This window comes from Rahnella inusitata, from assembly GCF_018288855.1.
GTDB lineage: Bacteria > Pseudomonadota > Gammaproteobacteria > Enterobacterales > Enterobacteriaceae > Rahnella > Rahnella inusitata.
The window spans coordinates 1,517,396-1,543,965 of the sequence record NZ_CP065024.1 but is presented as its reverse complement, the minus strand read 5'-3'; the positions used below and the strand labels follow the sequence as shown (position 1 = coordinate 1,543,965).

At 53.9% G+C, this 26,570-nt stretch carries 22 protein-coding genes; 5 read left to right on the top strand and 17 right to left on the bottom strand.

Features of this window, described 5'->3' with window-relative positions; genetic code table 11:
• Positions 1-146: 146 nt before the first annotated feature.
• Complete coding sequence (locus I2123_RS07265; RefSeq protein ID WP_213052081.1) at positions 147-2,129, bottom strand: tetratricopeptide repeat protein; 1,983 nt, start codon at positions 2,127-2,129, stop codon at positions 147-149.
• 224 nt (positions 2,130-2,353) lie between these two features.
• Here I2123_RS07265 and I2123_RS07260 point away from each other — a divergent pair, with 224 nt between their 5' ends.
• Positions 2,354-2,980 (top strand): SMI1/KNR4 family protein, encoded by a 627-nt coding sequence (locus I2123_RS07260; RefSeq protein WP_213052080.1) that lies wholly within the window; start codon positions 2,354-2,356, stop codon positions 2,978-2,980.
• Between the two features lie 80 nt (positions 2,981-3,060).
• Here the strand turns inward: I2123_RS07260 and guaA are convergent, their stop codons facing one another.
• Positions 3,061-4,638 (bottom strand): glutamine-hydrolyzing GMP synthase, encoded by a 1,578-nt coding sequence (gene guaA / locus I2123_RS07255; protein ID WP_213052079.1) that lies wholly within the window; start codon positions 4,636-4,638, stop codon positions 3,061-3,063.
• Positions 4,639-4,743: 105 nt separating this feature from the next.
• Positions 4,744-6,210: an IMP dehydrogenase gene (gene guaB / locus I2123_RS07250; RefSeq protein ID WP_136627576.1), complete on the bottom strand. Its 1,467-nt coding sequence runs from the start codon at positions 6,208-6,210 to the stop codon at positions 4,744-4,746.
• Positions 6,211-6,378: 168 nt separating this feature from the next.
• Between guaB and xseA the strand changes: the two genes are divergently transcribed.
• A complete protein-coding gene (gene xseA, locus I2123_RS07245; RefSeq protein ID WP_213052078.1) occupies positions 6,379-7,758 on the top strand; it encodes an exodeoxyribonuclease VII large subunit in 1,380 nt (459 codons plus the stop codon).
• 19 nt (positions 7,759-7,777) lie between these two features.
• Here the strand turns inward: xseA and I2123_RS07240 are convergent, their stop codons facing one another.
• Together I2123_RS07240 and I2123_RS07235 are read right to left on the bottom strand one after the other, a co-directional pair.
• Positions 7,778-10,141: a glycoside hydrolase family 31 protein gene (locus tag I2123_RS07240; RefSeq protein WP_213052077.1), complete on the bottom strand. Its 2,364-nt coding sequence runs from the start codon at positions 10,139-10,141 to the stop codon at positions 7,778-7,780.
• Positions 10,138-11,451, bottom strand: a complete 1,314-nt coding sequence (locus tag I2123_RS07235) for an MFS transporter (RefSeq protein ID WP_112164837.1) — start codon at positions 11,449-11,451, stop codon at positions 10,138-10,140. Before I2123_RS07235 ends, I2123_RS07240 begins: the two co-directional genes overlap by 4 nt.
• Before the next feature lie 215 nt (positions 11,452-11,666).
• Between I2123_RS07235 and I2123_RS07230 the strand changes: the two genes are divergently transcribed.
• The 3 genes from I2123_RS07230 (at position 11,667) to I2123_RS07220 (ending at position 14,297) form a co-directional block, all read left to right on the top strand.
• Positions 11,667-12,743, top strand: a complete 1,077-nt coding sequence (locus I2123_RS07230; RefSeq protein WP_112165003.1) for a LacI family DNA-binding transcriptional regulator — start codon at positions 11,667-11,669, stop codon at positions 12,741-12,743.
• A 174-nt stretch (positions 12,744-12,917) separates the two neighbouring features.
• Positions 12,918-13,952, top strand: coding sequence for a M4 family metallopeptidase (locus I2123_RS07225; RefSeq protein ID WP_112164835.1), 1,035 nt, complete (start codon positions 12,918-12,920; stop codon positions 13,950-13,952).
• A complete protein-coding gene (locus I2123_RS07220; protein WP_213052076.1) occupies positions 13,953-14,297 on the top strand; it encodes a protealysin inhibitor emfourin in 345 nt (114 codons plus the stop codon).
• On the opposite strand, the gene I2123_RS07215 is transcribed toward I2123_RS07220, so the two are convergent.
• The 12 genes from I2123_RS07215 to sseB all read right to left on the bottom strand — a co-directional run bounded on the left by I2123_RS07215 (position 14,282) and on the right by sseB (position 26,430).
• A complete protein-coding gene (locus I2123_RS07215) occupies positions 14,282-14,512 on the bottom strand; it encodes a zinc ribbon domain-containing protein (RefSeq protein WP_112164831.1) in 231 nt (76 codons plus the stop codon). The two genes, I2123_RS07220 and I2123_RS07215, sit on opposite strands and share 16 nt — an antisense overlap.
• A gap of 12 nt (positions 14,513-14,524) precedes the next feature.
• The gene (locus tag I2123_RS07210) at positions 14,525-15,481 is read right to left on the bottom strand and encodes an AEC family transporter (protein ID WP_112164829.1); all 957 of its coding nucleotides are present in this window, start codon (positions 15,479-15,481) and stop codon (positions 14,525-14,527) included.
• A 67-nt stretch (positions 15,482-15,548) separates the two neighbouring features.
• The gene (gene der, locus I2123_RS07205) at positions 15,549-17,033 is read right to left on the bottom strand and encodes a ribosome biogenesis GTPase Der (protein ID WP_112164827.1); all 1,485 of its coding nucleotides are present in this window, start codon (positions 17,031-17,033) and stop codon (positions 15,549-15,551) included.
• Positions 17,034-17,242: 209 nt separating this feature from the next.
• Positions 17,243-18,424, bottom strand: a complete 1,182-nt coding sequence (gene bamB / locus I2123_RS07200) for an outer membrane protein assembly factor BamB (RefSeq protein ID WP_112164825.1) — start codon at positions 18,422-18,424, stop codon at positions 17,243-17,245.
• A gap of 11 nt (positions 18,425-18,435) precedes the next feature.
• On the bottom strand, positions 18,436-19,056 hold the full coding sequence (locus tag I2123_RS07195; protein WP_112164824.1) for a YfgM family protein: 621 nt from the start codon (positions 19,054-19,056) through the stop codon (positions 18,436-18,438).
• Between the two features lie 13 nt (positions 19,057-19,069).
• Positions 19,070-20,344, bottom strand: a complete 1,275-nt coding sequence (hisS, locus tag I2123_RS07190; RefSeq protein ID WP_112164822.1) for a histidine--tRNA ligase — start codon at positions 20,342-20,344, stop codon at positions 19,070-19,072.
• Between the two features lie 136 nt (positions 20,345-20,480).
• On the bottom strand, positions 20,481-21,602 hold the full coding sequence (gene ispG / locus I2123_RS07185; RefSeq protein WP_056781278.1) for a flavodoxin-dependent (E)-4-hydroxy-3-methylbut-2-enyl-diphosphate synthase: 1,122 nt from the start codon (positions 21,600-21,602) through the stop codon (positions 20,481-20,483).
• Between the two features lie 42 nt (positions 21,603-21,644).
• Positions 21,645-22,643: a cytoskeleton protein RodZ gene (gene rodZ / locus I2123_RS07180; protein ID WP_213052075.1), complete on the bottom strand. Its 999-nt coding sequence runs from the start codon at positions 22,641-22,643 to the stop codon at positions 21,645-21,647.
• Positions 22,633-23,394: a type IV pilus biogenesis/stability protein PilW gene (gene pilW / locus I2123_RS07175; protein ID WP_112164819.1), complete on the bottom strand. Its 762-nt coding sequence runs from the start codon at positions 23,392-23,394 to the stop codon at positions 22,633-22,635. The genes rodZ and pilW overlap by 11 nt, the downstream gene beginning before the upstream one ends.
• 84 nt (positions 23,395-23,478) lie before the next feature.
• Positions 23,479-24,678: a dual-specificity RNA methyltransferase RlmN gene (rlmN, locus tag I2123_RS07170; RefSeq protein ID WP_112164816.1), complete on the bottom strand. Its 1,200-nt coding sequence runs from the start codon at positions 24,676-24,678 to the stop codon at positions 23,479-23,481.
• A 237-nt stretch (positions 24,679-24,915) separates the two neighbouring features.
• A complete protein-coding gene (gene ndk, locus I2123_RS07165; RefSeq protein ID WP_112164814.1) occupies positions 24,916-25,341 on the bottom strand; it encodes a nucleoside-diphosphate kinase in 426 nt (141 codons plus the stop codon).
• 225 nt (positions 25,342-25,566) lie between these two features.
• Entirely contained in the window at positions 25,567-26,430 is an 864-nt protein-coding gene (sseB, locus tag I2123_RS07160; protein WP_213052074.1) for an enhanced serine sensitivity protein SseB, read from the bottom strand.
• Positions 26,431-26,570: the final 140 nt, after the last annotated feature.

Below are 26,570 nucleotides of genomic sequence, written 5' to 3'. Positions count from 1 at the left end.
CATGCTATTTTGCGATTGCAAAAACCCCAAATAAAAAGCCAGCGGATAAGGTTATCAACTGGCTATTTAAGGGTTCTCAATAACAGGTTTATTATTCCTGTTTAAAAATGCGCAGACGTATTCACAATTAAAAAGCCTGTGTATTTCTACTTTGCAGACACACGCTCCAACCATTCTCTATAGGCTTTGCTTGCGTCAGCAGAGACATTTTGACGATGAGCGTTAAATTCGTCGCGCATGCCGAATATTTTCCATACGAGCGGTGCAAGATGAATTGCCGGACTATTGAGTTCTTTAGCTTCACGCAATAAATTCAGGCTTCGTTCCCGATATTCTGCGAGAACCTCTGACTGATAGTCGAAGGCTTTACCCAGCCCGGAGATATACATCACTTTAAGGACTTCTGCTGACGGCCAATGTAAAGCCATGTTAAGCGGCCAGTCGAGCATTGCCCGTTCACCCCACATTGAAGACGCCGGCACCTGTTCATTGGCAATCAACGTCAGCATGAAAGTTTGCCCCAACGCTGTCAGATACACTTTCATGGCTTCAGTAGAAGGACGGAGATAAAACGTATCAAGAGGCTGTTCACGCCTCTGCCCGATGTGAGCAAGCAGACGTTCTTCAAGATTCAGTATCAGAGAACCAAGCTCTGCATCGGGTGCCTGACCACTTTCGAAAGCCTGTTTCTTGCGGGTGGTGCAATTCCACAGACTGAGCGAAATTTGCCACTGACGCTGCTCATCTTCGCCCGAGCAACCGATTTCACCTGTTACAAAAAACTTCATCGCAGGCGGTACAACGTCGAAAAGCGCATTTGCATCCGCCTCCTCTCCCGATACAACAGGGCCTCCGCCCTCTGCGACCTGAATATAGAAACGGGCCGCAAACTGACTCCAATAGTGAGCGGCTTCGGCGAAATACAAAGGAATAGCGCGTGTCAGACGACCAATTTCATCCTCTCGCTGCGATTCGGGACCTTCGTCCCCCTCCCTTTTTTTCGCAAGGGCGAAGAAACCCACATGGTCGATGTCCTCACCCTTTTGTTCGAAGAGCCAGTCTGCTTTGCATAAACCGTAATGCCAGACGGGCTGGGTGAGTACCAGCGTGCTGATTTTTAGCGTGTCAGGGTCAACAGGTATCCCCTCTTCGGCTCTTTTACGCATCGCCTGAAAGGTTTGGGCAAATTCGTCCAGATACTGTTTGATTGGCGTAAAACTCAGGGAATACATTCGAGTTAGCAGCTTTTCGCCCTCCTGAGCATCGCCCAATGCCTGATAGGCGCGCAGCAAATTGAGACCGGCCATCGGATCATGCTTGTGCTCATCATAGACCGGAGCAACAAGTTCGACGATCAGTGGAATCTGCCCATTATTGCCTAGATCGCCGGAAATCATCATTAAAGCTCCCCCGTCGAACAGGCCGCCAGCCAGCACGTCGCTATATAAGGTACGGGCAGATTCAATCTCCTGGTGTTCCAGATGATAACGGGCAAGGCAACATTGTGCTCTCCAGCTGCCGGGCAAAGCAGCTACAGCACGCAGGCCTGATAAATAGGCCGCATCGCCGCCACGTTCCTGCTGAATCGTTGCCCACCACATCAAACCATTCTCCAAATTAGGATCGGTTAAAATGGCTTGCCAAAGCGTTTCCTCTGCCCGGTTTTCATCACCCGCCTCGGCAAATACTTTCGCTAAATTTGTCAACAGCGTGCCCGTGGCACCGGCTTTTTCAATGCCTGTGCGCAAGGTCTTTTCAGCGTCAGATAATTGACCATTTTTCATCAGCACAATGCCCTGAATTACATGGCAGCGCTCGGGAAGATCGTCAATCTCAACCAGACGTCGGGCTGCCGGCATCAGGTCGGCTGCAAAGCCGTCATTCAACCCCGAGAGTATCGTGTCATAGAGCCCGGCAGCGTCGGCCCACTTTTGTTGTAAAGCAGGCAGAAAGACTTTTTCGCGCCAGTCGCCGCGCGTGATATGCATCTCGCGACCATAGGCATCATAAGCAACAATCAGTTCTTCCTGAGTTGTCGGAGGGGTGAGTTCACTTGTTTGATCAGAGACGATGGCAGGAGATTTAACATTCTTTTTGCCGCTGAAGGCAGACAGGATACGTTTGAACATAGTTGAAAATTGCCCATTAGTGATGAGTGTTCATGGTGTTCAAACGGCCAATACCCTCCCTGCCGTTTGTAAATCGATTATCACCCGGTGGGATTTTCTATCCAATAAAATTATAGAGCGGTTTGCGGCACCGCTGCGACGACGCTATCCTGCATCAGGGATCGATTTCAGCTACTGCGTTACTTCCGGTAGCAAGACAGAATAAAAATGAGGCAAAGTCAGATATGAACTCAAATTCCCACCCACCTGCGCCTTCCGGCGAGCTCCCGCCACTGGCATGGCCGGAATTTTCAGATGACAAAGCACGGCTGGGCTGGTGGCGTAGCTGCACCCAGGCCTGGCTTGCACAATGGGAAAAACCGGATCCCTTCACGCCAGTCAGCGCAAAAGAGTTAGCAGCGCTCGAACAGCGTCTGGGCTGCGCCATTCCACCGTTACTTCGTGTTTATCATGAGCAAATTGGTACCCTGAATCTGGCCGAAACGTTGTGCAGTGTAACGCCCGCAAAATACGCCAGCATAGAACCGCTGCACGATGCCTATCCTGGCATTACTGACATTCTGGAAAATGTCCCCGACGCCGCCCCGCAATGGGCGCTGGTCAACCAACTGGTTGTTTTCGGCGACTATCTGGGCAATGGCAACCTGTGGTGTTTTCACCGTGAAACGGGTGAGGTCTGGTACTTCGATCACGACTGCTCGCCGATGCTCACGCAAATGTTCACCGATGTCGGCCAGTATCTCGACATACTGATGTTCAAATGCCTGCTCGACGCGCATGGCGAAGAAGATAATGAAGACCTGCTGCGCGAGCATCTGGGTGATGCCATCGTGGAAAAGTGGATGTATTGAGAGGATAAACCCTCACTGACGCACCATAAAAAAAGCCCGCAAATGCGGGCTTCGTTAATGCAGTGGTTATCGGGGGAGAATCATTCCCACTCAATCGTCGCCGGTGGCTTGCCGCTGATGTCATACACCACGCGGGAAATACCATCGACTTCGTTGATGATGCGGTTGGAGCAGCGGCCAAGGAAATCGTACGGCAGGTGCGCCCAATGCGCGGTCATGAAGTCGATAGTTTCAACTGCGCGCAGTGAAACAACCCAGTCGTATTTGCGCCCATCACCCATCACACCAACGGAACGGACGGGCAGGAAGACGGTGAACGCCTGGCTGACTTTGTTATACAGGTCGGCTTTGTGCAGTTCTTCGATGAAGATAGCATCCGCACGACGCAGCAGGTCGCAGTACTCTTTCTTCACTTCGCCCAGCACGCGCACGCCCAGACCAGGCCCCGGGAACGGGTGACGGTACAGCATGTCGTATGGCAGGCCGAGTTCCAGACCGATTTTGCGCACTTCGTCTTTGAACAGCTCTTTCAGCGGCTCAACCAGACCCAGTTTCATTTCTTTTGGCAGACCGCCCACGTTGTGGTGGGACTTGATCACGTGCGCTTTGCCGGTCGCAGAGGCAGCGGATTCGATCACGTCAGGGTAGATGGTGCCCTGCGCCAGCCATTTCACCGCATCCTGCTTGCAGGCTTCTTCATCGAAGACTTCAACAAACACGCGGCCAATGATTTTACGTTTTGCTTCCGGCTCATCAACACCGGCCAGCGCAGAAAGGAAACGTTCTTCCGCTGCCACGTGAACAATGTTAAGACCGAAACGGTCGCCGAACATTTCCAGCACCTGGTCGGCTTCGTTCAGACGCAGTAAACCGTTATCGACGAAGACACAGGTCAGACGGTCGCCGATGGCGCGGTGCAGCAGCATCGCGGTCACGGAAGAGTCCACACCGCCGGACAGGCCGAGGATCACATGATCGTCGCCAATCTGTACGCGCAGGCGCTCGATGGCGTCTTCGATGATTTTAGCCGGGGTCCACAACGCTTCGCACTGGCAGATGTCCATCACGAAACGTTCCAGAATGCGCAAGCCCTGACGGGTATGCGTCACTTCCGGGTGGAACTGTACGCCGTAAAAACGTTTTTCTTCATTCGCCATAATGGCAAACGGACAGGTATCGGTGCTGGCAACGGTGACGAAGTCTGACGGAATAGCCGTTACTTTATCGCCGTGGCTCATCCAGACGTCGAGCAGCGGCTTGCTGTTATCGCTCAGGGCGTCCTGAATGTCGCGGATCAACGCGCTTTCAGTCTGAACTTCAACCTGTGCATAACCAAATTCGCGTTCGTTAGAACCTTCAACATGGCCGCCTAACTGCATTGCCATGGTTTGCATGCCGTAGCACACGCCCAGCACCGGCACACCGGCTTCGAAGACGTAGTCTGGCGCACGCGGGCTGTCATGCTCGGTGGTACTTTCCGGGCCACCGGACAGGATGATCCCGTTCGGGTTGAATTCGCGGATTTGGGCTTCGGTTACGTCCCAGGCCCAGAGTTCGCAATAGACACCGAGCTCGCGCACGCGGCGTGCAACAAGTTGAGTGTACTGGGAGCCGAAATCGAGGATAAGGATACGGTGCTTGTGAATATTTTCGCTCATGAGGGGCGTTTTCCAGAAAGCAATAAAAGCGTTAAAACAACAGGTTAAATTTTTCTTAGTGCAATAAAAGCAGACAGCGAGCTAATTGCTCGCTGTCTTAAGGGATTAAGAACCCATGCGGTAGTTCGGTGACTCTTTGGTAATGGTCACGTCATGTACGTGGCTTTCCTGAATCCCGGCACCGCTGATACGAACAAACTCAGCCTTGGTGCGGAGGTCGTCGATGGTAGCACAACCGGTCAGACCCATACAGGAGCGCAGACCGCCCATTTGCTGGTGAACGATTTCTTTCAGACGGCCTTTGTAAGCAACGCGACCCTCGATACCTTCCGGCACCAGTTTGTCAGCGGCATTATCGGTCTGGAAGTAACGGTCTGAAGAGCCTTTGGACATTGCGCCCAGAGAGCCCATACCACGGTAGGATTTGAAGGAGCGGCCCTGATACAGTTCGATTTCGCCCGGAGATTCTTCGGTTCCTGCCAGCATCCCGCCGACCATCACGCAGCTTGCGCCGGCAGCGATAGCTTTAGCGATGTCGCCGGAGAAGCGGATACCGCCGTCGGCGATAACAGGAATCCCGGTGCCTTCCAGCGCTTCAACCGCGTCAGAAACGGCAGTGATCTGTGGAACGCCCACGCCGGTCACGATACGTGTGGTACAGATTGAGCCTGGACCGATACCGACTTTCACCGCGCTCACACCCGCTTTCGCCAGTGCCAGAGCACCTGCGCCAGTCGCGACGTTACCGCCGATGATTTGCAGATCCGGGTATTTTGCGCGGGTAGCGCGGATACGTTCCAGAACGCCTTCGGAGTGGCCATGGGAGGAGTCGATCAGCAGAACGTCAACGCCCGCCGCAACGAGTGCGTCGATACGTTCTTCGTTGCCAGCACCCGCGCCAACCGCAGCACCGACACGCAGGCTACCCTGCTCATCTTTACATGCGTTAGGTTTGCGTTCGGCTTTCTGGAAGTCTTTAACGGTGATCATACCGAGCAGATGGAATTGCGCGTCAACCACCAGCGCTTTTTCCACGCGTTTTTCGTGCATTTTCTGCAGCACGACTTCGCGAGCTTCGCCTTCTTTCACGGTAACCAGACGTTCTTTCGGCGTCATGACTGCGGTGACAGGCTGTTCCAGATCGGTCACGAAGCGCACGTCACGACCGGTAATAATACCGACCAGTTCGTTCTCTTCGGTCACCACAGGATAACCGGCAAAACCGTTAATTTCAGTGAGTTCTTTAACCTGGCGCAGAGTAGTTTGTGGCGTAACCGTTTTAGGGTCAGCAACAACGCCGCTTTCATGCTTTTTCACGCGACGGACTTCTTCCGCCTGACGCTCAATAGACATGTTCTTGTGGATGAATCCGAGGCCGCCTTCCTGCGCCAGAGCAATCGCCAGATTCGCTTCAGTCACGGTATCCATCGCTGCGGACAGCATAGGGATATTCAGACGGATTTTAGCGGTCAGTTGAGTGCCGAGATCGGCAGTATTGGGCAGAACTGTGGAGTGGGCTGGAACAAGGAGAACGTCGTCGAACGTTAGTGCTTCTTTTGCGATACGTAGCATGGGCAATATCTCACCAAGGTGGATGCGGAAAAGATAAAATATTGCAGCGGGAGTATACAGGTGAGTAGGCATTCCGACCAGAACTATTTCAAAAACTTCTTGATTACCTTTTACGGGCATGTAGTATCGTTCGATTAAGTCTCTGTTTTTGAATTTGATCTGGATCACATGCCGCTACCTTCTTCGCCTCCTATTTTTACCGTAAGCCGCCTGAATCAGACGGTCCGACAGTTGCTGGAAAACGAAATGGGTCAGGTCTGGCTCTCCGGTGAGATCTCAAATTTCTCTCAGCCCTCTTCCGGCCACTGGTATTTCACCCTCAAAGATGACCGCGCGCAGGTCAAATGCGCCATGTTCCGCAATACCAACCGCCGCACCACCTTCCGTCCGCAAAACGGCCAGCAGGTTTTAGTCCGCGCGACTATTACGCTGTATGAACCGCGCGGCGATTATCAGCTGATTGCCGAAAGTATGCAGGAAGCCGGTGACGGTCTGTTGCAGCAAAAATTCGATTTGCTAAAGCAACAGCTGGCGGCTGAAGGTCTGTTCGATAGCCAGTTCAAACAAGCGCTGCCCTCGCCGGCAAAAAGCGTTGGCGTGATCACCTCCGCCAGCGGTGCGGCGTTGCATGATGTTTTAAACGTATTAAAGCGGCGCGATCCATCACTCCCGGTGATTATCTATCCCACGTCCGTTCAGGGTGTGGATGCGCCCATGCAAATCGTCCGTGCTATTGAGCTGGCGAATGCTCGTGAAGAGGTGGATGTCCTGATCGTCGGGCGCGGCGGCGGTTCGCTGGAAGATTTATGGAGTTTTAACGACGAACGCGTTGCGCGGGCCATTTTCGCCAGCCGCATTCCGATAGTCAGCGCTGTCGGCCACGAAACCGATGTCACTATTGCCGATTTTGTCGCGGATTTGCGCGCACCCACGCCATCAGCCGCCGCAGAACTTATCAGCCGCAATCAGCTGGAGTTGCTGCGTCAAATTCAGTCACAGCACCAGCGTCTTGAAATGGCGATGGACTATTACCTCGCGCAACTTGCCCAGCGCTTCAGCCGTCTCAACCATCGTCTGCAACAGCAGCATCCGCATTTGCGCCTGGCGCGTCAGCAGACTGCGCTGTTCAAACTGCGCCGCCGTCTGGATGAAGCGATGCAAAATCAGCTGCGTCAGATGCTGCGTCGCACTGACCGGCTGCAACAGCGCCTGACACAGCAACAGCCGCAGCCACGTATTCACCGCGCGCAACAGCGGGTTCAGCAGTTACAGTACCGTCTGCAACAGGCCATGTCCGAGCAACTGGGTGAACACCGTGAACGTTTCGGCAAAGCCTGTGCGCAGCTCGAGGGGGTCAGCCCACTGGCAACGCTGGCACGCGGTTATAGTGTAACAACCACGCCGCAGGGCGCTTTGCTGAAGAAAACCACGCAGACCGCACCGGGCGATACGCTGAAAACGCGTCTGGCCGATGGCTGGATTGAAAGTGAAGTGAAATCGATCGTGGTGGAAAAGAAGGCACGTAAACGGGCAGTGAAAGGGGCCTGAAACAGGCCCCGGTTTAATATCAGATTAAGTAACTGTTTGTCCGTTCCCCGTTTATCCACACCTCACGCGCTTCGCCTTCCGGCACAACGATATCCAGGGATTTCCACGCAGGTTTGAATTCGCCACGCTGAGTGATTGTGATATCGATACGTTGCGCGCTGCTGGCAATCTCCCAGTTCAGCCATAGCGCCTGATTTTGCTGCCAGCGGTGGCTTTCGCCGTCATCCTCGAACAACATGCCCGCTGATGTCACCGCTCCCGGCGCCGGATAAACGTGCAGTTCGCGCGTCATATCCTTTTTGCTGTCTGCATGCGCCAGACGCGCAGACTGCGGCAATGCGGCACCGGCGCGCACCAGCAGCGGCAGACGATCGAGCGGCGCATCGCGGCTAATCGTCTGACCGCCTGCGAACCATTCTCCGCTGTAAAAATCGCACCAGCCGATGCTGTTGTCCGGAAGATAAACTGCGCGCTCGCACTGCCCTTCATCGACCACGCTGGCCACCAGTAAATCCCGGCCCATCAGGAAATCGTCGGTTTCGGCAAAGGTGTTTTTATCATGCTCGTGGTCGAGGAACGTGGGCCGCAGCATCGGTTCGTCGTCAGCGTGCGCCTGCCATAACAGCGTGTAGAAATATGGCAGCAGGCGGTAGCGCAGACGGATAGCATCGCGGATAAGCGGCGTCACCTGCGGATACATCCACGGCTCGTTGACGGTGTGATCGTCATTCCATGAGTGAATGGTAAAGCGCGGATGCATCACGCCGTTTTGCACCCAGCGCACAAACAGTTCGGCGTCGGGTTTATCGCCGGAGAACCCGCCGACGTCGTGCCCGACGTTGTACAGCCCCGATAAGCTCATGCCAATACCCATACGCGTGTTATAGCGCAGCGTCTGCCAGCTGGTGCGGTTATCGCCGCTCCACGTCTGTACATAGCGCTGCATGCCCGCACAGCCGGAACGCGAAATCAGGTACGGACGGGTTTCCGGTGCAAAGTTTTGCTGCGCTTCATACGACGCACGCATCATCAGCAACGGCATCACCGGGCGAATGTGTTTGATGGCGATGGATTTACCAAATCCGTGGCAGCGGGCGTCACTGTCCCAGACTTCGTATTCATTGTTGTCATTCCACGTCGAGCCGATGCCTTTTTCCAGCAACTGCTGCGTGACGCCTTTTTGCCACCAGCGCACGGCGGCCGGATGGGTGAAATCGAGGTGTGATCCTTCGTCATCCCAGAACACCGAGCGCTCAGGCACATTGTTTTCGCTGTCGCGGATAAAAAGCCCCTGCTCTGCCACCTGCGGGTACTGAGGGTGATCCTGCAACAGACAGGGTTTGATGTTGGCCGCCAGACGAATACCGGCGTCGAGAAACGCCTGCGACATCACCTCCGGCTGCGGCACTTTTTCGTGGTTCCAGTTGAAGACGTAGCGTTTACTGCCAATCGACGTATAGCCCGATGAAAGCTGGAACGAATCGCAGGGGATCTCATGTTGCTGGCAAAGTGTGATGAATTTCATCAGTTGCTGCTGGGCGTCCGGTGCATCGGTGTAATACATGGTCGAGCCGCTGTAACCCAGGCTCCATTTCGGACCAAACATCGTTTTACCGGTCAGCCTGACAAACTTTTTAGTGACCTCCAACGAGGTCGGGCCGATAAACAGATAGTAATCCAGATCGCCCGCTTCGGCGCTGAAACGACGATACGGCAGATGATAATTATCCAGCTCCTTGCCAAGATCCAGCCAGACATTGCTAAGATTGTCGTAGAACAGGCCAAAACTGACGTCATTACGACGGGTCATCGTAAACGGAATATGTTTGTACAGCGGATCGGTGCTGGCAGCGTTGTATCCCATGGCATCCAGATTGCGCATTTCGAAACGGCGGCCACTGCGGTTGAGATCACCGGCTTTTTCGCCCAGTCCGTAAACGCCGTCCTGCGCCTCACGTCGCTGATAGTGCGCCGATGCGTCGCCTTTCACCGAGAGCATATAGGCGCCGGTTTTGCGGTCACTGACCAGAGGCAACCAGTCACCCGCCGCGTTTTTATGTTCCCACTCCAGCCAGAGAGGCTGATGGACGGTCACGCGCAGCGCTTGCGTCGTGAGGGTGAGCGTGTTTTCGCCCTGTGACAGCTGGAAGCCCGGCAGAGAGAAACCTTCATTGCTCAGACGGTCGCGCCCTTCCCACGGCACATCATTTTGCGGCGCGATGCTCCAGGTGCGATCCAGTGCCAGCTCGCCGTTGCGCTGAATAAACACGCGGATTAAGCCGTGCTCCAGCACCCGCAGACAAAACAGATGCTTACCATCGACACGCAGATCCACACCTGCGTCGTGTTTTCCGGCCAGTTCCCAGTATTTCAACGTCTTCATACGTGCTCCCTTTTTGCCGGATTGCGGCGTTCAGCGATCAAAGCAATCAGGAAGACCGCCCCGATCAAATCAAAGAATCCCATCGCGATAAACAACGGGTTAAAACCGATTGTGTCGGCAACGGCGCCGATCAGCAGAGAAAACAGGAAACTGGCGATCCACGCCGAAGAGCCGCGCATTCCGTTAACGGTCGCGACCTGATTTTTGTCGAAGGTTTCCACGACAACAGCGCTCAACATGCAGGAAATAACCTGATGGCCGAAGCCGCCGATGGAGATCAGCGCAATCGCTGCGTACGGGCTTTGCGTGAGCGCCACCAGCGCCAGCGACAGCATCATGAATGCGCCGGTGACGGAGCTGGCAACGATGGAGTTGATACGGGTGCAGCCGAAAACTTTGCGATACAGCGTGGTGAGATAGCCGCTGGCGATACTGCCGAGATCGGCGGCCAGAAACGGCAGCCAGGCGAACATTACGATGTGTTTTAAATCCATCCCGCGTTCGTTGGCCAGATACAGCGGAACCCAGAAGCTGAACACTGCCCAGGCGGGTTCGGCCAGAAAAGCCGGGATGGCAATCCCGTAGAATTTTTTGTTTTTGCAGACGATTTTCAGCGACTGAATAAACGGCAGACGCGTTTGCTGCGGTTCGTTGTCCTGGCGGATCAGCGCCAGTTCGTCTTTGCTCAGATTAGGATGGGTTTCCGGCGAATGGTAGAACTTCCACCACAGCAAAACCCACAGCATAGAGAGCAGACCGCAGAACAGGAACGCCCCGCGCCAGCCGAAAGACAGATGCGCCACCAGAATAATGGGGGGTGCCAGCATCGCACCAATGGAAAAACCCACGCCCGCCCAGCCTGCGGCGACTGGCCGCTCTTTACGCGGAAACCAGTCAGAAATCGCTTTGGCGTTGGCCGGTGTGGCCGCCGCTTCGGCGCTGCCCATGAAAAAGCGCAAAATCGCCAGCTGGATCCAGCTTCCGGCACCGGCGTGCAGCATACACACGACCGCCCAGACAGAAGCACAGATCAGGAAACCGAGCTTCAGGCCGATCACGTCGATCAGCCAGCCACACAGTGGCTGAAAAATGGTATACGCCGCCTGAAATGCCGCGACGATGTAAGAATATTGTTCGGTGGTCATATTCAGGCTGGTTTTGAGTTCCGCAGCCAGTAATCCCAGCGAGTTACGGGTGATGTAGTTCACCGTCACGCCGAGCAAAAACAACGCCAGCATCCACCAGCGTAACGCCTTTATTTTTCTGCGCCCTGTAACCGCAGTCTTCTCAGTGCTGATTTGAATTGTCATGCCTGTTCTCCCACCCGTCGGCCAATGCCGCAGATGATGTGTTATGTAAGGTACTTCGGCAGAGTAGGCAGACGGATTTGTGAGCGAAACGTGATTTTTTGCAAAAGCTTTCACGCTATAACTTCCCGGCGGCATCAGGAGGAGAAAACGCTTATGTGCTGCTCATCTTCTGTAGTGAAAAATTTTGCATGGTCGATTTTGAAGGAGATCACAGTTTGAAAGGAAAGTTAAATATCCAGCAAATTGCCGACCAGACCGGGCTGTCGATCAGCACCGTTTCACGGGTTCTGGCGGGGAAAAATAATACCAGCACCAGGGCCCGCGAGCGGGTGATGGAATGTGCCAAATCGCAGGGCATTTTCACCGGGCTTTCCACCGGACGCCTGATGCTCAATAACATCATGATTTTCGCCCCGGCCCGCGCCTTCGATGTTCGCAGCGATATTTTCTATTACAAAGTGGTACAGGGGATTCTGGCGGCGACCGCCCATCATGAAGTGCGCGTGCGCTATTGCGCGATGGAAGAAGAGAACGCCGACGCCGCGCTGTTTATCGCCAAAATGACCGACCCGCTCACCGAAGCCGCGCTGCTGGTTGGCATCGACGATCCGCATATCCATCAACTCGCCGCCGAAATGGGCAAACCCTGTGTGCTGGTGAACTGCCATGACCGTTATATGCGCCACGACAGCGTCAGCCCCGATCATCAGACCATGGGCGATTTCGCCTGCGATTATCTGTTCGCGCAGGGGCATCAGCACATTGTGACGCTGCAATGTCTGCGTCGTCATACTATGGAACTGCGTCTGAGTGGCATCAGACAGGCGTTCGCACGTCATCATCAGACCTTTAGCGACAGCCTTCATCTGCTGAATACGTCGGGTTTCGGTGCGCAGGAAAGCGAGCAGGCCATGCTCAACTATCTGGAAGCCTTGCCGGCGGGTCAGCCGCTGCCAACGGCGATTCTGGCAGGCGGCGATTTTATGGCCTCCGGTGTCGTGGCAGCGCTCAGCAAAAAAGGCTTTTCGGTGCCGGGCGATATCAGCGTGCTCAGTACCGACGGGTTTAATCTGGCGGAAATCCACGACGTACAGCTGACCGCCGTCCACGTGCCGCGCGATGAGTTGGGTACTGAAGCCATCGCGCTGTTACAGCGGCGTATGCTGCGCCCTGACGCGCCCTGCACTAATCAGCTCCTTCAGGGAAAACTGGTGGTGCGGGATTCGGTACGTAAGGCTTCAGGCCGGGCAGTCACGCCCCGTGCCCATCAGCTTTATGACCAACAAATCTGATGAATCACAGGTTGTGCGAGGGGCAGCCGGACAGATAAATCTCATCTTTGACCGGCAGAACGTGACGCGGTTCTATACTGATTTGTGACGACTATTCATTAGCCGCTTTTCAGTATCAGATATTCAGAACACCTTTCTTTCACCTGCGGGTGACCCTTGATAAGGAGATTCACGATGAATCACAGTTCAGCGAAGCGTTATAACAGCGTCATTCCACCCTACATGCTCAACCGCATTATCGAACACGGCTCAGAACCTCAGCGCAAATGTGCCCGGCAAACGCTGGTGCATGTAAATACCCTGATGGCACAGCCTTACGCCAAACCGCAAAAAATCGTCACCGCCAAAGCCGGACAGGTGGAGCGCGATATTTATGATGCGAAAAACACCACCCGGCTGCCGGGCGAATCGGTGCGTAAAGAGGGGCAGAAAAGTAACGGCGATGTCACAGTGGATGAAGCCTATGATTATCTCGGCGTCACCTATGATTTCTTCTGGCAGGCGTACCAGCGCAACTCTCTTGACGGGAAAGGTCTGGCGCTGCTCGGCACCGTTCACTACGACAAAGGCTATCAGAACGCCTTCTGGAACGGCCAGCAGATGGTGTTTGGTGACGGTGACGGCGAGATATTCAACCGGTTCACGATTGCCATCGATGTGGTCGGCCATGAGCTTTCGCACGGCGTCACGGAAAGCGAAGCCGGGCTGGAATACAATGGGCAATCCGGCGCGCTGAACGAATCGCTGTCTGACGTATTTGGTTCGCTGGTCAAACAGTTTCACCTGAAACAAACTGCCGATAAAGCGGACTGGATCATCGGCGAGGGCTTGCTGGCCAAAGGCATTCAGGGCACCGGCCTGCGCTCAATGTCGCATCCCGGCACCGCGTACGACGATCCGCTGCTCGGCAAAGATCCGCAACCCGCTGACATGAGCGGTTATGTGAATACCCGCGATGACAACGGCGGTGTCCACATCAACTCCGGGATCCCGAACCGCGCCTTTTACCTTGCCGCGACCAAACTGGGTGGCAACGCCTGGGAACGCGCAGGATATGCCTGGTACGATACGGTGTGCGACAAATCGTTGCCTAAAAATGCAGACTTTGTGACGTTTGCCCAACTGACGGTAAAGCATGCCGAAAAACGGTTTGATGCCGCCGTCGCGCAGGCCGTCCGTGAAGCCTGGGAGCAGGTCGGAGTGATGTAAATGAAACCTTTAGATTCGCTGGAAAGTAATGCGGTTATCGAGATTTACCGTGAAGGTGGTATCGCGTTTATCCCTAAACTCAGCGGGCCGCGAAGGGTCGAGCTTTCGGACATGAGCGATGATAAGCGGCAGCAACTCTGTCAACTTATCAACCAGGCGATGCCCTATGCTCAGGAAAAAGAAAACGCCGGTCATGGAGACCAGCGTTATTTCCGCATCGAGATTTACTTTGCGTCGGCGGAGCATTCGGCCAGTCTGGTGGTGATCGTTCCGGAAACCGAAGCGCCGGAAGAACTGGTGAATTTATGGAAACAGGCCCGGCCAGAGGATCACCCTTCTGAGTAAGGGGAGTACGTCAATATCACCCGCTTTTTAGAAATCATTCCATGCCCGTTTTGGCAGATATAATCCACCGCACCGCAGGCTTTCAGTTCCTGCAACGGTTGCTGACAATCCGGGCATAACGCCGTTTGCTGATACTCACTATGACATGCGTCACAGCGAAAGTGACCGCTTACCCAGCTCATCGGCTGGTCGCAAACCGGACAATGTGCATCCATCCCGCTTCTCCTCTAAATAGCGCCCAGCGTCCGTAATAAATACAGGCCGAGCGCGGTGGTGAAAAATGATCCCAGCGTAGTGACGGCAATAATATTCGCCGCCAGCGTCGCGTTGCCGCCCATGGCCCGGGTCATGACATAACTGCCCGCCGCCGTCGGTGTGCAGGAAAACAAAAAGATGACGCCGAGCGCCGCGCCGCGAAAACCAAAAGCCCAGGCACCCAGAGTCATCAGCGCCGGAACAAACATCACCCGCGAAGCCGATGACCAGGCCGCGACATTTGAGCTGCGAAACATTGCCCGCCAGTCAAGGCTGGCACCCGCGCACAACATTGCCAGCGGCAGTGCCATGCCGGAGATAAACGCCCCGGTACTGGCGAGGGTGGCGGGCATCGGCAAACGGCTGTACTGGAAGGCCAGTCCAAGCACCAGTCCGATAATCAGCGGATTGGTGACGATACCGCGCAAAATCGGCTGTAAGCCGATGCGATTCCCCTGCCCGCCTTTCAGGCTGCGGGTCAGCGTGATCACTGACAGCACGTTGAACAGAATCACTGTCACTGCCAGATACATCGAACCGAGCGCGATCCCTTCGCTGCCAAACGCCAGCGAGGCGTAAGCCAGACCCGCAATGCCGGTGTTAGCGCGAAATCCACCCTGAACAAATATGCCGCGCTCTCGCGGATCCTTCACCAGCTTTAGTGCCACCAGTTCCAGCAGCAGGAAAGAAACCACCGTCGCCACGCCGCCATAAACGGCCAGCGGCAGGTTGGAGCCCGAAGAGTCATGCCCCTGCGCTACGCTGAAAAAGAGCAGGCAAGGTAACGCGATATTGAAAACTAACCGGCTGGCTTTCTCATTAAAACTGTCGTCCATCAGGCCGGTGCGGCGCAGCACCATGCCCAATAACAAAATCAATAAATTAGGTACCGTGACGCCAAATGCAAAACTCCAGGTCTGCCAGAACATCCAGCCAGCTCCTCGCGTAAAAATGAGACAAAAAAATGGGGTACATTTTCATGCACCCCATCAGTTTTTAGGATTTGTTTTTCAGGTGCTGCAGAAGGCGTCTGCGCTTACGCTGCTGATGTGGCGACAGCGTGTTTTTCTTGCCTTCATACGGGTTCTCACCCTCTTTGAACTGGATGCGGATCGGGGTACCCATCACTTTCAGTGAACGACGGAAGTAGTTCATCAAATAGCGTTTGTAGGAGTCAGCCAGATCTTTCACCTGATTACCGTGGATAACCACGATAGGTGGGTTATAACCGCCGGCGTGCGCATATTTCAGCTTCACACGACGACCGTTCACCAGCGGTGGCTGGTGGTCGTCAGCGGCCATCTGCATGATACGGGTCAGCATGGAAGTGCTGACGCGCGTGGTCGCGCAGGTGTAGGCTTCAATCACGGATTCGAACAGGTTACCCACGCCGCTGCCGTGCAGGGCAGAGATAAAGTGGATACGTGCGAAGTCCACGAAACCAAGGCGCAGATCCAGCTGGTCTTTCACCTGAGCACGCGCTTCTTCACTCATGCCATCCCACTTGTTCACCACAATCAGTAGTGAGCGCCCGCTATTGAGGATGAAGCCCAACAGCGAAAGGTCCTGATCGGAGATACCGTCGCGGGCATCAATGACCAGCATCACGACGTTCGCGTCTTCAATCGCCTTCAGGGTTTTGATGACGGAGAATTTCTCGACGGTTTCAGTGACTTTACCGCGCTTACGCACACCGGCGGTGTCGATCAAAACGTATTCACGTTCGTCGCGCACCATCGGGATATAAATACTGTCGCGGGTGGTGCCCGGCATGTCGTAAACCACGACGCGCTCTTCGCCCAAAATGCGGTTAGTCAGTGTGGACTTACCTACGTTCGGACGCCCGACGATAGCCAGTTTGATTGGCAGAGATTGCGGATCGAAATCGTCTTCTTCGTCTTCCGGAATTTCATCACCGGTCGCTTCCTGCTCTGCCCAGTAAGCGGCGTTAGCCTCTTCTTCGGTCAGTTCGACTTCTTCAGGTTTAGCCCCAACGAACGGCACCAGTACGTGCTCAATCAGTTGTGCCACGCCACGGCCATGCGAGGCCGCGATCGGATAGACTTCGCCTAAGCCGAGTGAGTAGAAGTCACCGACGGCGCTGTCAGGGTCAATACCGTCCGTTTTGTTCGCCACCAGGAAAGTCGCTTTTTCACGGCTGCGAAGATGCTGAGCAATGCCCTGATCGGCAGGCATCAGGCCCGCGCGCGCATCGACCATGAACAGAACGATGTCTGCTTCTTCGATAGCCAGCAGAGACTGGCCGGCCATACGGGTTTCAACGCCGTCTTCGGTACCGTCGATACCGCCGGTATCCACGATGATGAATTCATTACCCTCAATCTCAGCACGACCATACTTGCGGTCACGCGTTAGCCCCGGGAAATCCGCAACCAGCGCGTCACGCGTCTTGGTCAAACGGTTAAATAAAGTGGATTTACCCACATTCGGGCGCCCAACAAGCGCAACGACAGGTATCATTTTGAAGCCTCAGTGTTTTTATTTATAGCTAAACGCAAATAGTCTGCTGCCCTTCTGTTTCAGACAAACAGCTATAATTCAATTTGTTACAGCGCAATTCAACGTTCAAATTGCACGGTTTTCAGAATACGAAACGGCCCCTGAGCAATTCAGGAGCCGTTTTTAAGCCCGCGATCAAATGATCTCAGGGCCAGACGCCGGGCGCGGTTTTAGCGGGTGAAGGAGTAAACTTCGCCACCTTTCGCCTGTACCACCAGCTTATCGCTTGCCACAATCGGCGCACTCAGGAAGCCATCACTGTCGACTTTCTGCTGAGCAACGAAACGACCGTCGGTGGTGTTGATCCAGTGCAGATAACCTTCTGAATCACCGACCACGATATACCCATTATACAGCACTGGCGCGGTAAGATTACGGTGCAACAGATCGCTTTGACGCCACAGGCTTACGCCGCCCTGTGTATCCAGCGCCATCACACGGTCATCCTGATCGACCATATAGATACGGCCTGCATCGACGATGATGTCATTTACAGAGCCGACATCACGTTTCCACATCACCTGACCAGAACGCAGATCCATCGCCACCAGATTGCCGTTGTAAGCCAGCGCATAAACAACTCCATCAACGATAACCGGTGTGGTATCAACATCACTCAGACGGTCGATTTCAGTCGTACCGGTAGTTTGTGAAATACGTTGCTGCCAGATCAACTGACCTTCTTTCATCAGCACAGCGCTGACGCGGCCGTTATCACCGCCGACAATGGCTGCACCAAAGGCAACCGCTGGGGCAGATTCACCACGCAGAGAAAGCGTCGGCATATCGAGGTTAGCGGTCCACTGGATCTTACCGTCAGATTCGCTCAGACCCTGCAACATGCCGTTGCCGGTATGCACCAGCACTAATCCATCGCTGGCCACAGGACGGGACAATGCTTCGCCCGCCACTTTGGTCTGCCATGCCACGGTGCCATCTTCAGTGTTCAGCGCATAAACCACCGCTTTTTCACTGCCGATATACACATGGCCGCCGGAAACAGTCAGGCCGCCGGACAGTTGTGCTGAACGGTTGCTGGAGAAGAAACCGGTTTTTTCGGACAGGTTAACACTCCATTTTTCTTTACCGCTGTCAGCATCCAGCGCTTTCACGATGCCAAAACGATCGGCTGCGTAAATGGTGCTGTCCTGCCAGGCCGGACGCAGATGGGAGTAAAAATCACCAACGCCATCGCCTACGGATTTGCTCCAGACTTTCGTCGGAGTAAATTGATTCTCAACTTTTGGCAGCGGGGACATTTTGACGACATCTTCTTCGCTGTTAAACAATGAACAGCCACTCAGCAGGGCAACAGAAACCCATCCTACCAAGAGTGTTTTACGCAATTGCATCGGGGTTCCCCTTAGCTGGCTAAGTTGTTCAATTTCATACGCAGCATTGTTTGCAGCGTTTGAGAGGGTTTAGATTCCAGACCTTTGCTGAAGGCATCACGAGCCCCTTTCGCATCGCCTTTAGCAAGCAGAACATCACCACGGATGCCTTGCTGCATTGCTGCCCAGCCTTCACCCTTCACGCCGTCTAACGTTTTGAGTGCATCATCAAATTTGCCTTGCTGCATCTGGACACGTGCCAGACGTAAATTCACCAGCGAGCGTAAATTGTCTTCTTTGGCCTGACCTTGCGCCTGCGTTAACTGCTTTTCAGCATTGGCGAAATCTTTCGTTTCGACAAAGTGATCGGCCAGTTGCAGAGCGGCAAACACACCGTAATTGTTGTCATTGCTCTGACCAAATTTCTCGAGCTCGGCCACGCCTTGCGCACTTTTGCTGGCCATTGCCTGATTTGCTTTCTGGAAAGACGCAGAAGCTTCCGTCAGGGCAGAGTCCTGATGGCTCTGCCAGAAACGCCAGCCGCCCAGGGCTACAATACCCAGAACAACGCCGATGGCCAGCGCTTTACCGTTTTCGGCAAAGAAGCGACGTACAGCATCAACCTGTTCATTCTCAGTGGTATAGACTTCCACAGTGTCCTTCTCCTTAACCCAACATCGAAGCCAGACGCCCAGCGACTTCACTGTGCGTCAGCGTTTCTTGCGTTCCAGTTTGCAGGTCTTTGACCACAACCTGCTGGTTAGCGACTTCATCTTCGCCTAATACCAGGGCAACTCGTGCACCCCATTTATCAGCACGGGCGAATTGCTTCTTGAAGTTGCCGCCACCGTAATTCGTCATCACTTTCAGTTCCGGCATAGCATCACGCAGCGTTTCAGCCAGTTTCATGGCTGCACCTTGTGTACCCGCGCCAGAAGAAATGACGTAAGCATCAACCGTCGCAGGCGCTTTGAAGTCTGGATTTACGGCCTGAACCAGTAATACCAGACGCTCAAGCCCCATCGCAAAACCGACGGCAGGCGTCGCACGACCGCCCAATTGTTCAACCAGCCCGTCGTAACGGCCACCAGCACACACAGTACCCTGTGAGCCCAGACTGCTGGTTACCCACTCGAACACGGTGCGGTTGTAATAATCCAGACCGCGCACAAGTCGCTGATTAATCGTATATGGGATACCAGACTGCTCTAAAAGTTCACACAGACCGGTAAAGTGTTCCCTTGATTCATCATCAAGGTAGTCACCGAGCTCTGGCGCATCGTTCAATAACGTCTGAATTTCCGGATTTTTGGAATCCAGAACACGCAGAGGATTGCTGTACATTCGACGTTTGCAGTCTTCATCCAGCTTGTCTTTATGCTGCTCAAGGAAGGCCACCAACGCATCGCGATAGTTCGCACGGGCTTCCAGTGAACCGATAGAGTTCAGTTCCAGCGTAACGTGCTCGGAGATGCCCAGCGCACGCCACCAGCGGGCGCTCAGCAGGATCAGTTCCGCATCGATATCCGGGCCTTGCAGACCAAAGACTTCGACACCCAACTGATTAAACTGACGATAGCGTCCTTTTTGCGGGCGTTCGTAGCGGAACATCGGGCCGATGTACCACAGACGTTGTTCCTGATTGTACAGCAGACCATGTTCGATACCGGCGCGCACGCAGCCGGCCGTTCCTTCAGGGCGCAGCGTCAGGCTTTCACCGTTGCGATCCTCAAAGGTGTACATTTCTTTTTCCACGACATCGGTCACTTCACCGATCGCGCGTTTAAACAATGGGGTCTGCTCTACAATCGGCATACGGATTTCGCTGTAGCCGTAACCGCCGAGTACCTGTTTCAAAGTACCTTCGATACGCTGCCACAGCGCCGTGTCTTCCGGCAGGTAGTCGTTCATGCCGCGAATGGCCTGGATATTCTTTGCCACGTCAGTTCTCTATCGTTTTATAAAAAATGAACCCGATTATAGGGGGTTTGTGGTCTGCGGTTCAACGCACAGACGCCATCACCCCTGTCGGGTTCAATATAATACTGCGAGCATACTCTGACGCCCGCAACCGATGTTACTTTTCAAGATGATTGATAACGATACGTTTACTCTCATCCATAATCGCCGCTTTGGCGCGGATCTTCGCTTCTAACTGATCGATCATCTGCTCGTTATCAAAACGATCTCTCTGACGAACGCCGTCTTCGTAGAAACCGCTTTTATTATGGCCGCCAGTGACGCCAATAGTGGAAACCAGCGCTTCGCCCGGACCGTTCACCACGCAACCGATGATGGAAACATCCATTGGCGTGATCAAGTCTTCAAGACGCTGCTCTAACGCATTGACGGTGCCGATGACATCAAACTCCTGACGCGAACAGGTCGGGCAGGCAATAAAGTTGATGCCACGGGAACGGATGCGCAAGGATTTCAGAATATCAAAACCGACTTTCACTTCTTCGACCGGATCGGCGGCCAGAGAAATACGCAGCGTATCGCCGATACCTTCAGACAACAGCAGGCCGAGACCGATAGCAGATTTCACCGAACCGGCGCGTAAACCGCCCGCTTCCGTGATACCCAAATGCAAAGGCTGATCAATACGCTTCGCCAGCAGACGATAAGACTCGACGGCAAGAAACACATCAGAGGCTTTTACGCTGACTTTGAACTGATCAAAATTAAGTCTGTCGAGAATGTCGACATGACGCATCGCGGATTCCAGCAGCGCTTCGGGCGTAGGTTCGCCGAACTTTTCCTGGATATCTTTTTCCAGAGAGCCACCGTTCACACCGATGCGGATAGGAATATTGTAATGTCGGGCGCAGTCCACCACGGAACGGATGCGTGATTCATTACCGATGTTGCCCGGATTAATGCGCAGGCAATCAACGCCGTACTCCGCCACTTTCAGCGCGATACGGTAGTCAAAATGGATATCAGCAACCAGCGGAACATTCACCTGCTGCTTGATAAGCTTGAACGCCTCAGCGGCATCCATGGTAGGCACAGAAACGCGGACAATATCGACGCCTACGCGTTCCAGCGATTTGATCTGGGCGACCGTCGCCGCGACATCTGTGGTGCGGGTGTTGGTCATCGATTGCACAGCAATCGGTGCGCCATCACCTACAGGCACCTTGCCGACATAAATCCGGGTTGATTTGCGACGGGTAATGGGTGCTTGGTTATGCATTACTTCACTCTCCATCGTTGCAATCGTCCGACAAGCTGCCGATTACTCGGCAGCGATAGTCAGGCGCGCAACACGGCTTGATTTTACAAAACGACTTAAATCAACCGGCTTGCCCTGGAATTGAATATCCACTGCACCCGGTGCGCCGATTTTCAGCTTATAAGGTGCAGTTCCCTTCACGCTCAGGGTTTCGCCGCCTTTTTTGATGCCGCTGAACAAGGTTTTACCTGACGCGTCATCGATCTGTAACCAGCAGTCAGCTTTGAACGTCAAAGCGACAGCTTGCGGATCCGCACCTGCCGCAGCAGTTTGTGCATCACCGGTTGGCAGACCATTCTCAGCCGTTGCTGGCTGGCTGGTGGATACCGCAGCAGGTGCTTGTGCTGCAGGCGTTCCGGCGGAAGCCGGTGCGCTGTTATCCGTTGGCGTTTGCGCCGTGTTCAAAGGAATTGAGTTCTGTGATTGTGGCGTCGTCGCTGCTGCGTCAGGCGCAGAAGACGTGTCTTCTGTCGTCGGTGCAGAATTAGAGTTGTCACCACCGCCCAGAGGAATAGTTTGCCCCTGGCCGTTATCCTGATTCAGTTGAGCCGTAGACTGATCGGCCATTGTCGCGATTTCTTCCTGCTGCGCCTGATGGTTTTGCCACCACCATGCACCGGTCAGGCCAATCACCACAAACACCACCAGCCAGGTAAAGCCCATCAGCCAGCCATCGCGTTTTTTGCGAGACTTACCGAGAGAGAAACCCTGCATAGAAGCGACTTTCGGCACTTTAATCGGGGCTTGCTTACCAATCAGGTTTAAGAGCTCTTCTTCCGGGATATGAACCAGTTTGGCATAGGAACGAAGATAACCACGCAGGAAAGTCGGCGCGAGATCGGCCGGCGTCGCATCTTCTTCAATTTGGCGAATCGTAGAGACTTTCAGACACAGGCGTTCTGCAACGGCCTGATGGCTGAGCCCTAACTCTTCACGCGCCTGACCCAGACGTTGGCCTGCGGTCAATGTAACTTTATTTTCTTGGGAGGCTTCAGTATTCATTAGCTAAGAACTGCTGGTACTGTTTGGATTGTGGATAACTTCGCGCAAGCTGCTTACCGAAGCGTTGAACGCTATCCGGATTGCCCGCTAACGCAGCGAATCGAATTTGTAACATAATGCTGTCAGCCGTGGCTGGCAGGACATGCTGGTAGATATCCAGTAGAAGTTTCGCCTGAGCGCGATTCCCTTCTTCAAATTCTTTGGTTGCCTCTGTCAGCAAGGGTGCGCCTTTATCGGGATCGGTTTTTAATGCCCGGCTCAGTAACACTCGCGCTTCCTCATTCTGATTTGCCTTCAGAAAACAGTAGCCTGCATTTTCGAGACTGTCTGCCACCTGACCGTAATCAGGCGCATTGGCTGCGGCGCTAAACTGCTGTTGTGCCGGTACATACTGCCCTAAACTACACAAAAACGCACCGTAATTATTTAAGACGGTCCCATTTTGCGGAGCCAGCTTCAGCGCTTGCTGATAGCGGCTTTCGGCAGCTTTCTGATCGCCGGTTTTTTGCTCGTAAAGTGCCATGCCCAACTGAGTACGATAATCATCCGGCGCACTGTCTGCGGCTTTTTGCAGATTCTGTTTCGCCGCATCCATATTTCCCTGAGTGAGATACGCCATCCCCAGTTCAAGACGGGTTTGGGATGCACCTGTTGCTGCCTGCGTCTCTTTCGGAGCGCTTGAACACCCCGACAACAGAGCAGCCGCCAAACCGGCAGCCATCAGCATTTTCGCACTGCCTTTCATTGCCATGCTTAATTCCCTTTATTCTGCCACCGACAATAAAACGCAGGGCTTTGAGTGATACCTCCAGGCCCTGCGCTGCCCTTCTGACGATTAAACGGCTTTAACGGAAATCTGTTGTTCAGCCGCCATCTTTTTCTTCAACGTACGTTTGGTGCGGTCAATGACGTCACCGGCCAGCTGGCCACAGGCGGCATCAATGTCATCACCACGGGTTTTACGCACGATGACGGTAAACCCATACTCCATCAGTACTTTAGAGAAACGATCGATACGGCTGTTTGAGCTGCGGCCATACGGCGCGCCAGGGAACGGGTTCCATGGGATCAGGTTGATTTTGCACGGCGTATTTTTCAGACGCTCAGCCAGCTCATGCGCATGCTCGGTGCCATCGTTGATATGGTCGAGCATAACGTACTCAATGGTCACGCGGCCCTGGTTGGCGTTGGATTTGCTGATGTAACGTTCAACGGCGGCCAGGAACGTATCGATATTGTACTTGCGGTTAATCGGCACGATTTCATCGCGAATAGTGTCGTTCGGCGCGTGCAGAGAAATAGCCAGCGCAACGTCAATCATGTCACCCAGCTTATCCAGCGCAGGCACGACGCCAGAAGTGGACAGCGTCACGCGGCGTTTAGACAGGCCAAACCCGAAGTCATCCAGCATGATTTCCATCGCCGGAACGACGTTCGTCAGGTTCAGCAAAGGTTCGCCCATGCCCATCATCACGACGTTAGTGATAGGACGGGTGCCCGTAATTTTGGCAGCACCGATGATTTTCGCCGCACGCCAGACCTGACCAATGATTTCGGACACGCGCAGGTTACGGTTAAAGCCCTGTTGAGCCGTAGAACAGAAAGTACATTCCAGCGCGCAGCCAACCTGGGAGGAGACGCAAAGCGTGGCGCGGTCGCCGTCCGGGATGTACACGGTTTCGACCAGTTGCCCGCCGACCTGAATCGCCCATTTGATGGTGCCATCGGTAGAACGTTGTTCGGAAGCGACTTCCGGAGCGCGGATTTCAGCCACGCGCGCCAGCTTGTCACGCAGCGGTTTATTGATATCGGTCATTTGCTCGAAATCATCGCTGCAATAGTGGTACATCCACTTCATGACCTGATCAGCACGGAACGGTTTCTCGCCCATGTTGATGAAGAACTCACGCATTTGTTTGCGGTTAAGATCAAGAAGGTTAATTTTTGCGGCAGCAGGAGCAACAGTTTTCACTTCCTCTGCGGAAATCGGGAAGGTTTCAGACACGTTTTGCTCTGGAGTTGTTGATTCTAACATAATGAAATATGGCCTCGTTGTTACACGTTATGGCGCCAGGGAAGTGCAGAACCGGTACCGTCTGCGCGCATAAGCGGCATTCAGGTGGCCTGCAATAAATTGCGCCCCGAAGAGGCTGGCTCATTCGGGGCGCAACATTGTACAAATTTTAGGGCAGAGTTGCCATGTTTGGAAGGCGACGCTGACAAAATTCTTGCGAATTTGCGGTCTGTCTTCCGGCAATGACGCCCGAAAATCTTAACGCGGGCAGATTTCGCTTTCGTCGAAGAAGTAAGCGATTTCGCGTTGTGCGGATTCTACTGCATCAGAACCGTGAACGGCGTTAGCAGTGAAGCTGTCTGCGAAATCTGCACGCAGGGTACCGGCCAGTGCGTTTTCCGGGTTAGTTGCACCCATGATGTCACGGTTACGCTGAACTGCGTTTTCGCCTTCCAGAACCTGAACAACGATTGGGCCAGACGTCATGAATTCAACCAGACCGTCAAAGAATGGACGACCTTTGTGCTCAGCGTAAAAACCTTCAGCCTGCTCTTTGGTCAGTTTCAGCATTTTAGAAGCAATGATGGAGAAACCTGCGCGTTCGAAACGTGCGTAGATTGCGCCGATGTCATTGTTAGCAACGGAGTTTGGCTTGATGATGGAGAAAGTACGTTGGATAGTCATGGAAAAACCTCTGTCTGACTTTTATAGGTAGGGCCGGTTAATTTAATGTTATACCTGCCGTAAAATGGCGGTGATTATAGGGAGCGAAGTTAAGATTGCCTACCCGAATCACAACATTTAATTAAAAAAATGCGGCATTGATTCACGATCATGCACAAACTGCCTAATCCCCTTAAACAAAACGGGGACAATTAGGGGATTAACGCATAGATCCCCCTTACCGTTTTACGCCTGCCCGGACGAAGGAATAATGTTACGCAGCCAGCTTCCCCACTTGCGCTGATAGAACGGTTGCGTATGGCTTATCAGATAATGACTGATGCCGCGTTCCTTTTCAGAAACGATACAGAAATCCACAGGACGGTCGTCCGGTGATGTTTCGGCGGCCACATTTCCCGCTTCACGGATCAGCGCATCAATTTCCTGCTCATCACCGTCAGCTTCAACCCCAATTAACAGGTTCGGCTGCTCGTCGACGGTTTTGTCGTGGATAAGCGCCATGAACGCCCGGCGTACCGGTTTTTTTTGCGTGAACAATGTCGTCAGCGCGTCAATCATCGCCGACGGATACTCTTCCGGCTGGCCTATCAGAAGCTGGCTTTCTTTATCGAGTACCAGTTCCGACGGCGCATTCAGGCCGCCGTTGTTGAGCAGCAGCGTGACTTCGCTCGGGTAAAACTCTTTACCGTATTCAGATTTCGGATTCAGAAACAGCTCATCACCCTGCGTCATTTCAAATAACACCCGGGCCGGAAGTGCCACAAAGGCCTGCTCATCCGGGCTTTCGCCAGCGCTGGCTTTTTCCAGAACGTCGACGGACGAAAAGAAAGGAATGATCGAGCTACCGTCCTGTTTTTCCCAGTGCAGGATATTCAGTTCGCTGCCCGCAGTGATCGCCACACTGCCCTGTTTTTCCGCATTATCCTGACCGGCATCGCCCAGAACAAACACGGTGGAATCCAGCAGCGTCTGGTAAAACGCCGGACGCCAGGCGGCAGCGGTCACGGACAGACGGAGCAGTCGCTCCAGCTCGTTTTCACCGTCCGTCGCAGCGCTACCGGCAGGGAGATGATCGTGTGGGACACTCATGGTTCTTTACTCCGGTAAAGGTATAAAACGGGGCGCCCGTGAGCGCCCCGTGGTCAAAACAATGCCTGATACAAAAATTCGAGTTGTACGACAAAAGGATCAGGCCTTTTGCGCAGCACTTGCGCATTTGCCGCTCGAAG

Excerpts from the sequence above, each read along its gene's own strand:
- bamB (WP_112164825.1), bottom strand. The coding sequence starts at position 18,424 with ATGCAATTGCGTAAAACACTCTTGGTAGGATGGGTTTCTGTTGCCCTG.
- I2123_RS07235 (WP_112164837.1), bottom strand. The coding sequence starts at position 11,451 with ATGACAATTCAAATCAGCACTGAGAAGACTGCGGTTACAGGGCGCAGA.
- guaB (WP_136627576.1), bottom strand. The coding sequence starts at position 6,210 with ATGCTACGTATCGCAAAAGAAGCACTAACGTTCGACGACGTTCTCCTT.
- pilW (WP_112164819.1), bottom strand. The coding sequence starts at position 23,394 with ATGGCAATGAAAGGCAGTGCGAAAATGCTGATGGCTGCCGGTTTGGCG.
- rodZ (WP_213052075.1), bottom strand. The coding sequence starts at position 22,643 with ATGAATACTGAAGCCTCCCAAGAAAATAAAGTTACATTGACCGCAGGC.
- I2123_RS07260 (WP_213052080.1), top strand. The coding sequence starts at position 2,354 with ATGAACTCAAATTCCCACCCACCTGCGCCTTCCGGCGAGCTCCCGCCA.
- der (WP_112164827.1), bottom strand. The coding sequence starts at position 17,033 with ATGATACCTGTCGTTGCGCTTGTTGGGCGCCCGAATGTGGGTAAATCC.
- I2123_RS07210 (WP_112164829.1), bottom strand. The coding sequence starts at position 15,481 with ATGTTCTGGCAGACCTGGAGTTTTGCATTTGGCGTCACGGTACCTAAT.
- ndk (WP_112164814.1), bottom strand. The coding sequence starts at position 25,341 with ATGACTATCCAACGTACTTTCTCCATCATCAAGCCAAACTCCGTTGCT.
- guaA (WP_213052079.1), bottom strand. The coding sequence starts at position 4,638 with ATGAGCGAAAATATTCACAAGCACCGTATCCTTATCCTCGATTTCGGC.
- I2123_RS07240 (WP_213052077.1), bottom strand. The coding sequence starts at position 10,141 with ATGAAGACGTTGAAATACTGGGAACTGGCCGGAAAACACGACGCAGGT.
- I2123_RS07215 (WP_112164831.1), bottom strand. The coding sequence starts at position 14,512 with ATGGATGCACATTGTCCGGTTTGCGACCAGCCGATGAGCTGGGTAAGC.
- xseA (WP_213052078.1), top strand. The coding sequence starts at position 6,379 with ATGCCGCTACCTTCTTCGCCTCCTATTTTTACCGTAAGCCGCCTGAAT.
- rlmN (WP_112164816.1), bottom strand. The coding sequence starts at position 24,678 with ATGTTAGAATCAACAACTCCAGAGCAAAACGTGTCTGAAACCTTCCCG.
- sseB (WP_213052074.1), bottom strand. The coding sequence starts at position 26,430 with ATGAGTGTCCCACACGATCATCTCCCTGCCGGTAGCGCTGCGACGGAC.
- I2123_RS07225 (WP_112164835.1), top strand. The coding sequence starts at position 12,918 with ATGAATCACAGTTCAGCGAAGCGTTATAACAGCGTCATTCCACCCTAC.
- I2123_RS07265 (WP_213052081.1), bottom strand. The coding sequence starts at position 2,129 with ATGTTCAAACGTATCCTGTCTGCCTTCAGCGGCAAAAAGAATGTTAAA.
- I2123_RS07220 (WP_213052076.1), top strand. The coding sequence starts at position 13,953 with ATGAAACCTTTAGATTCGCTGGAAAGTAATGCGGTTATCGAGATTTAC.
- ispG (WP_056781278.1), bottom strand. The coding sequence starts at position 21,602 with ATGCATAACCAAGCACCCATTACCCGTCGCAAATCAACCCGGATTTAT.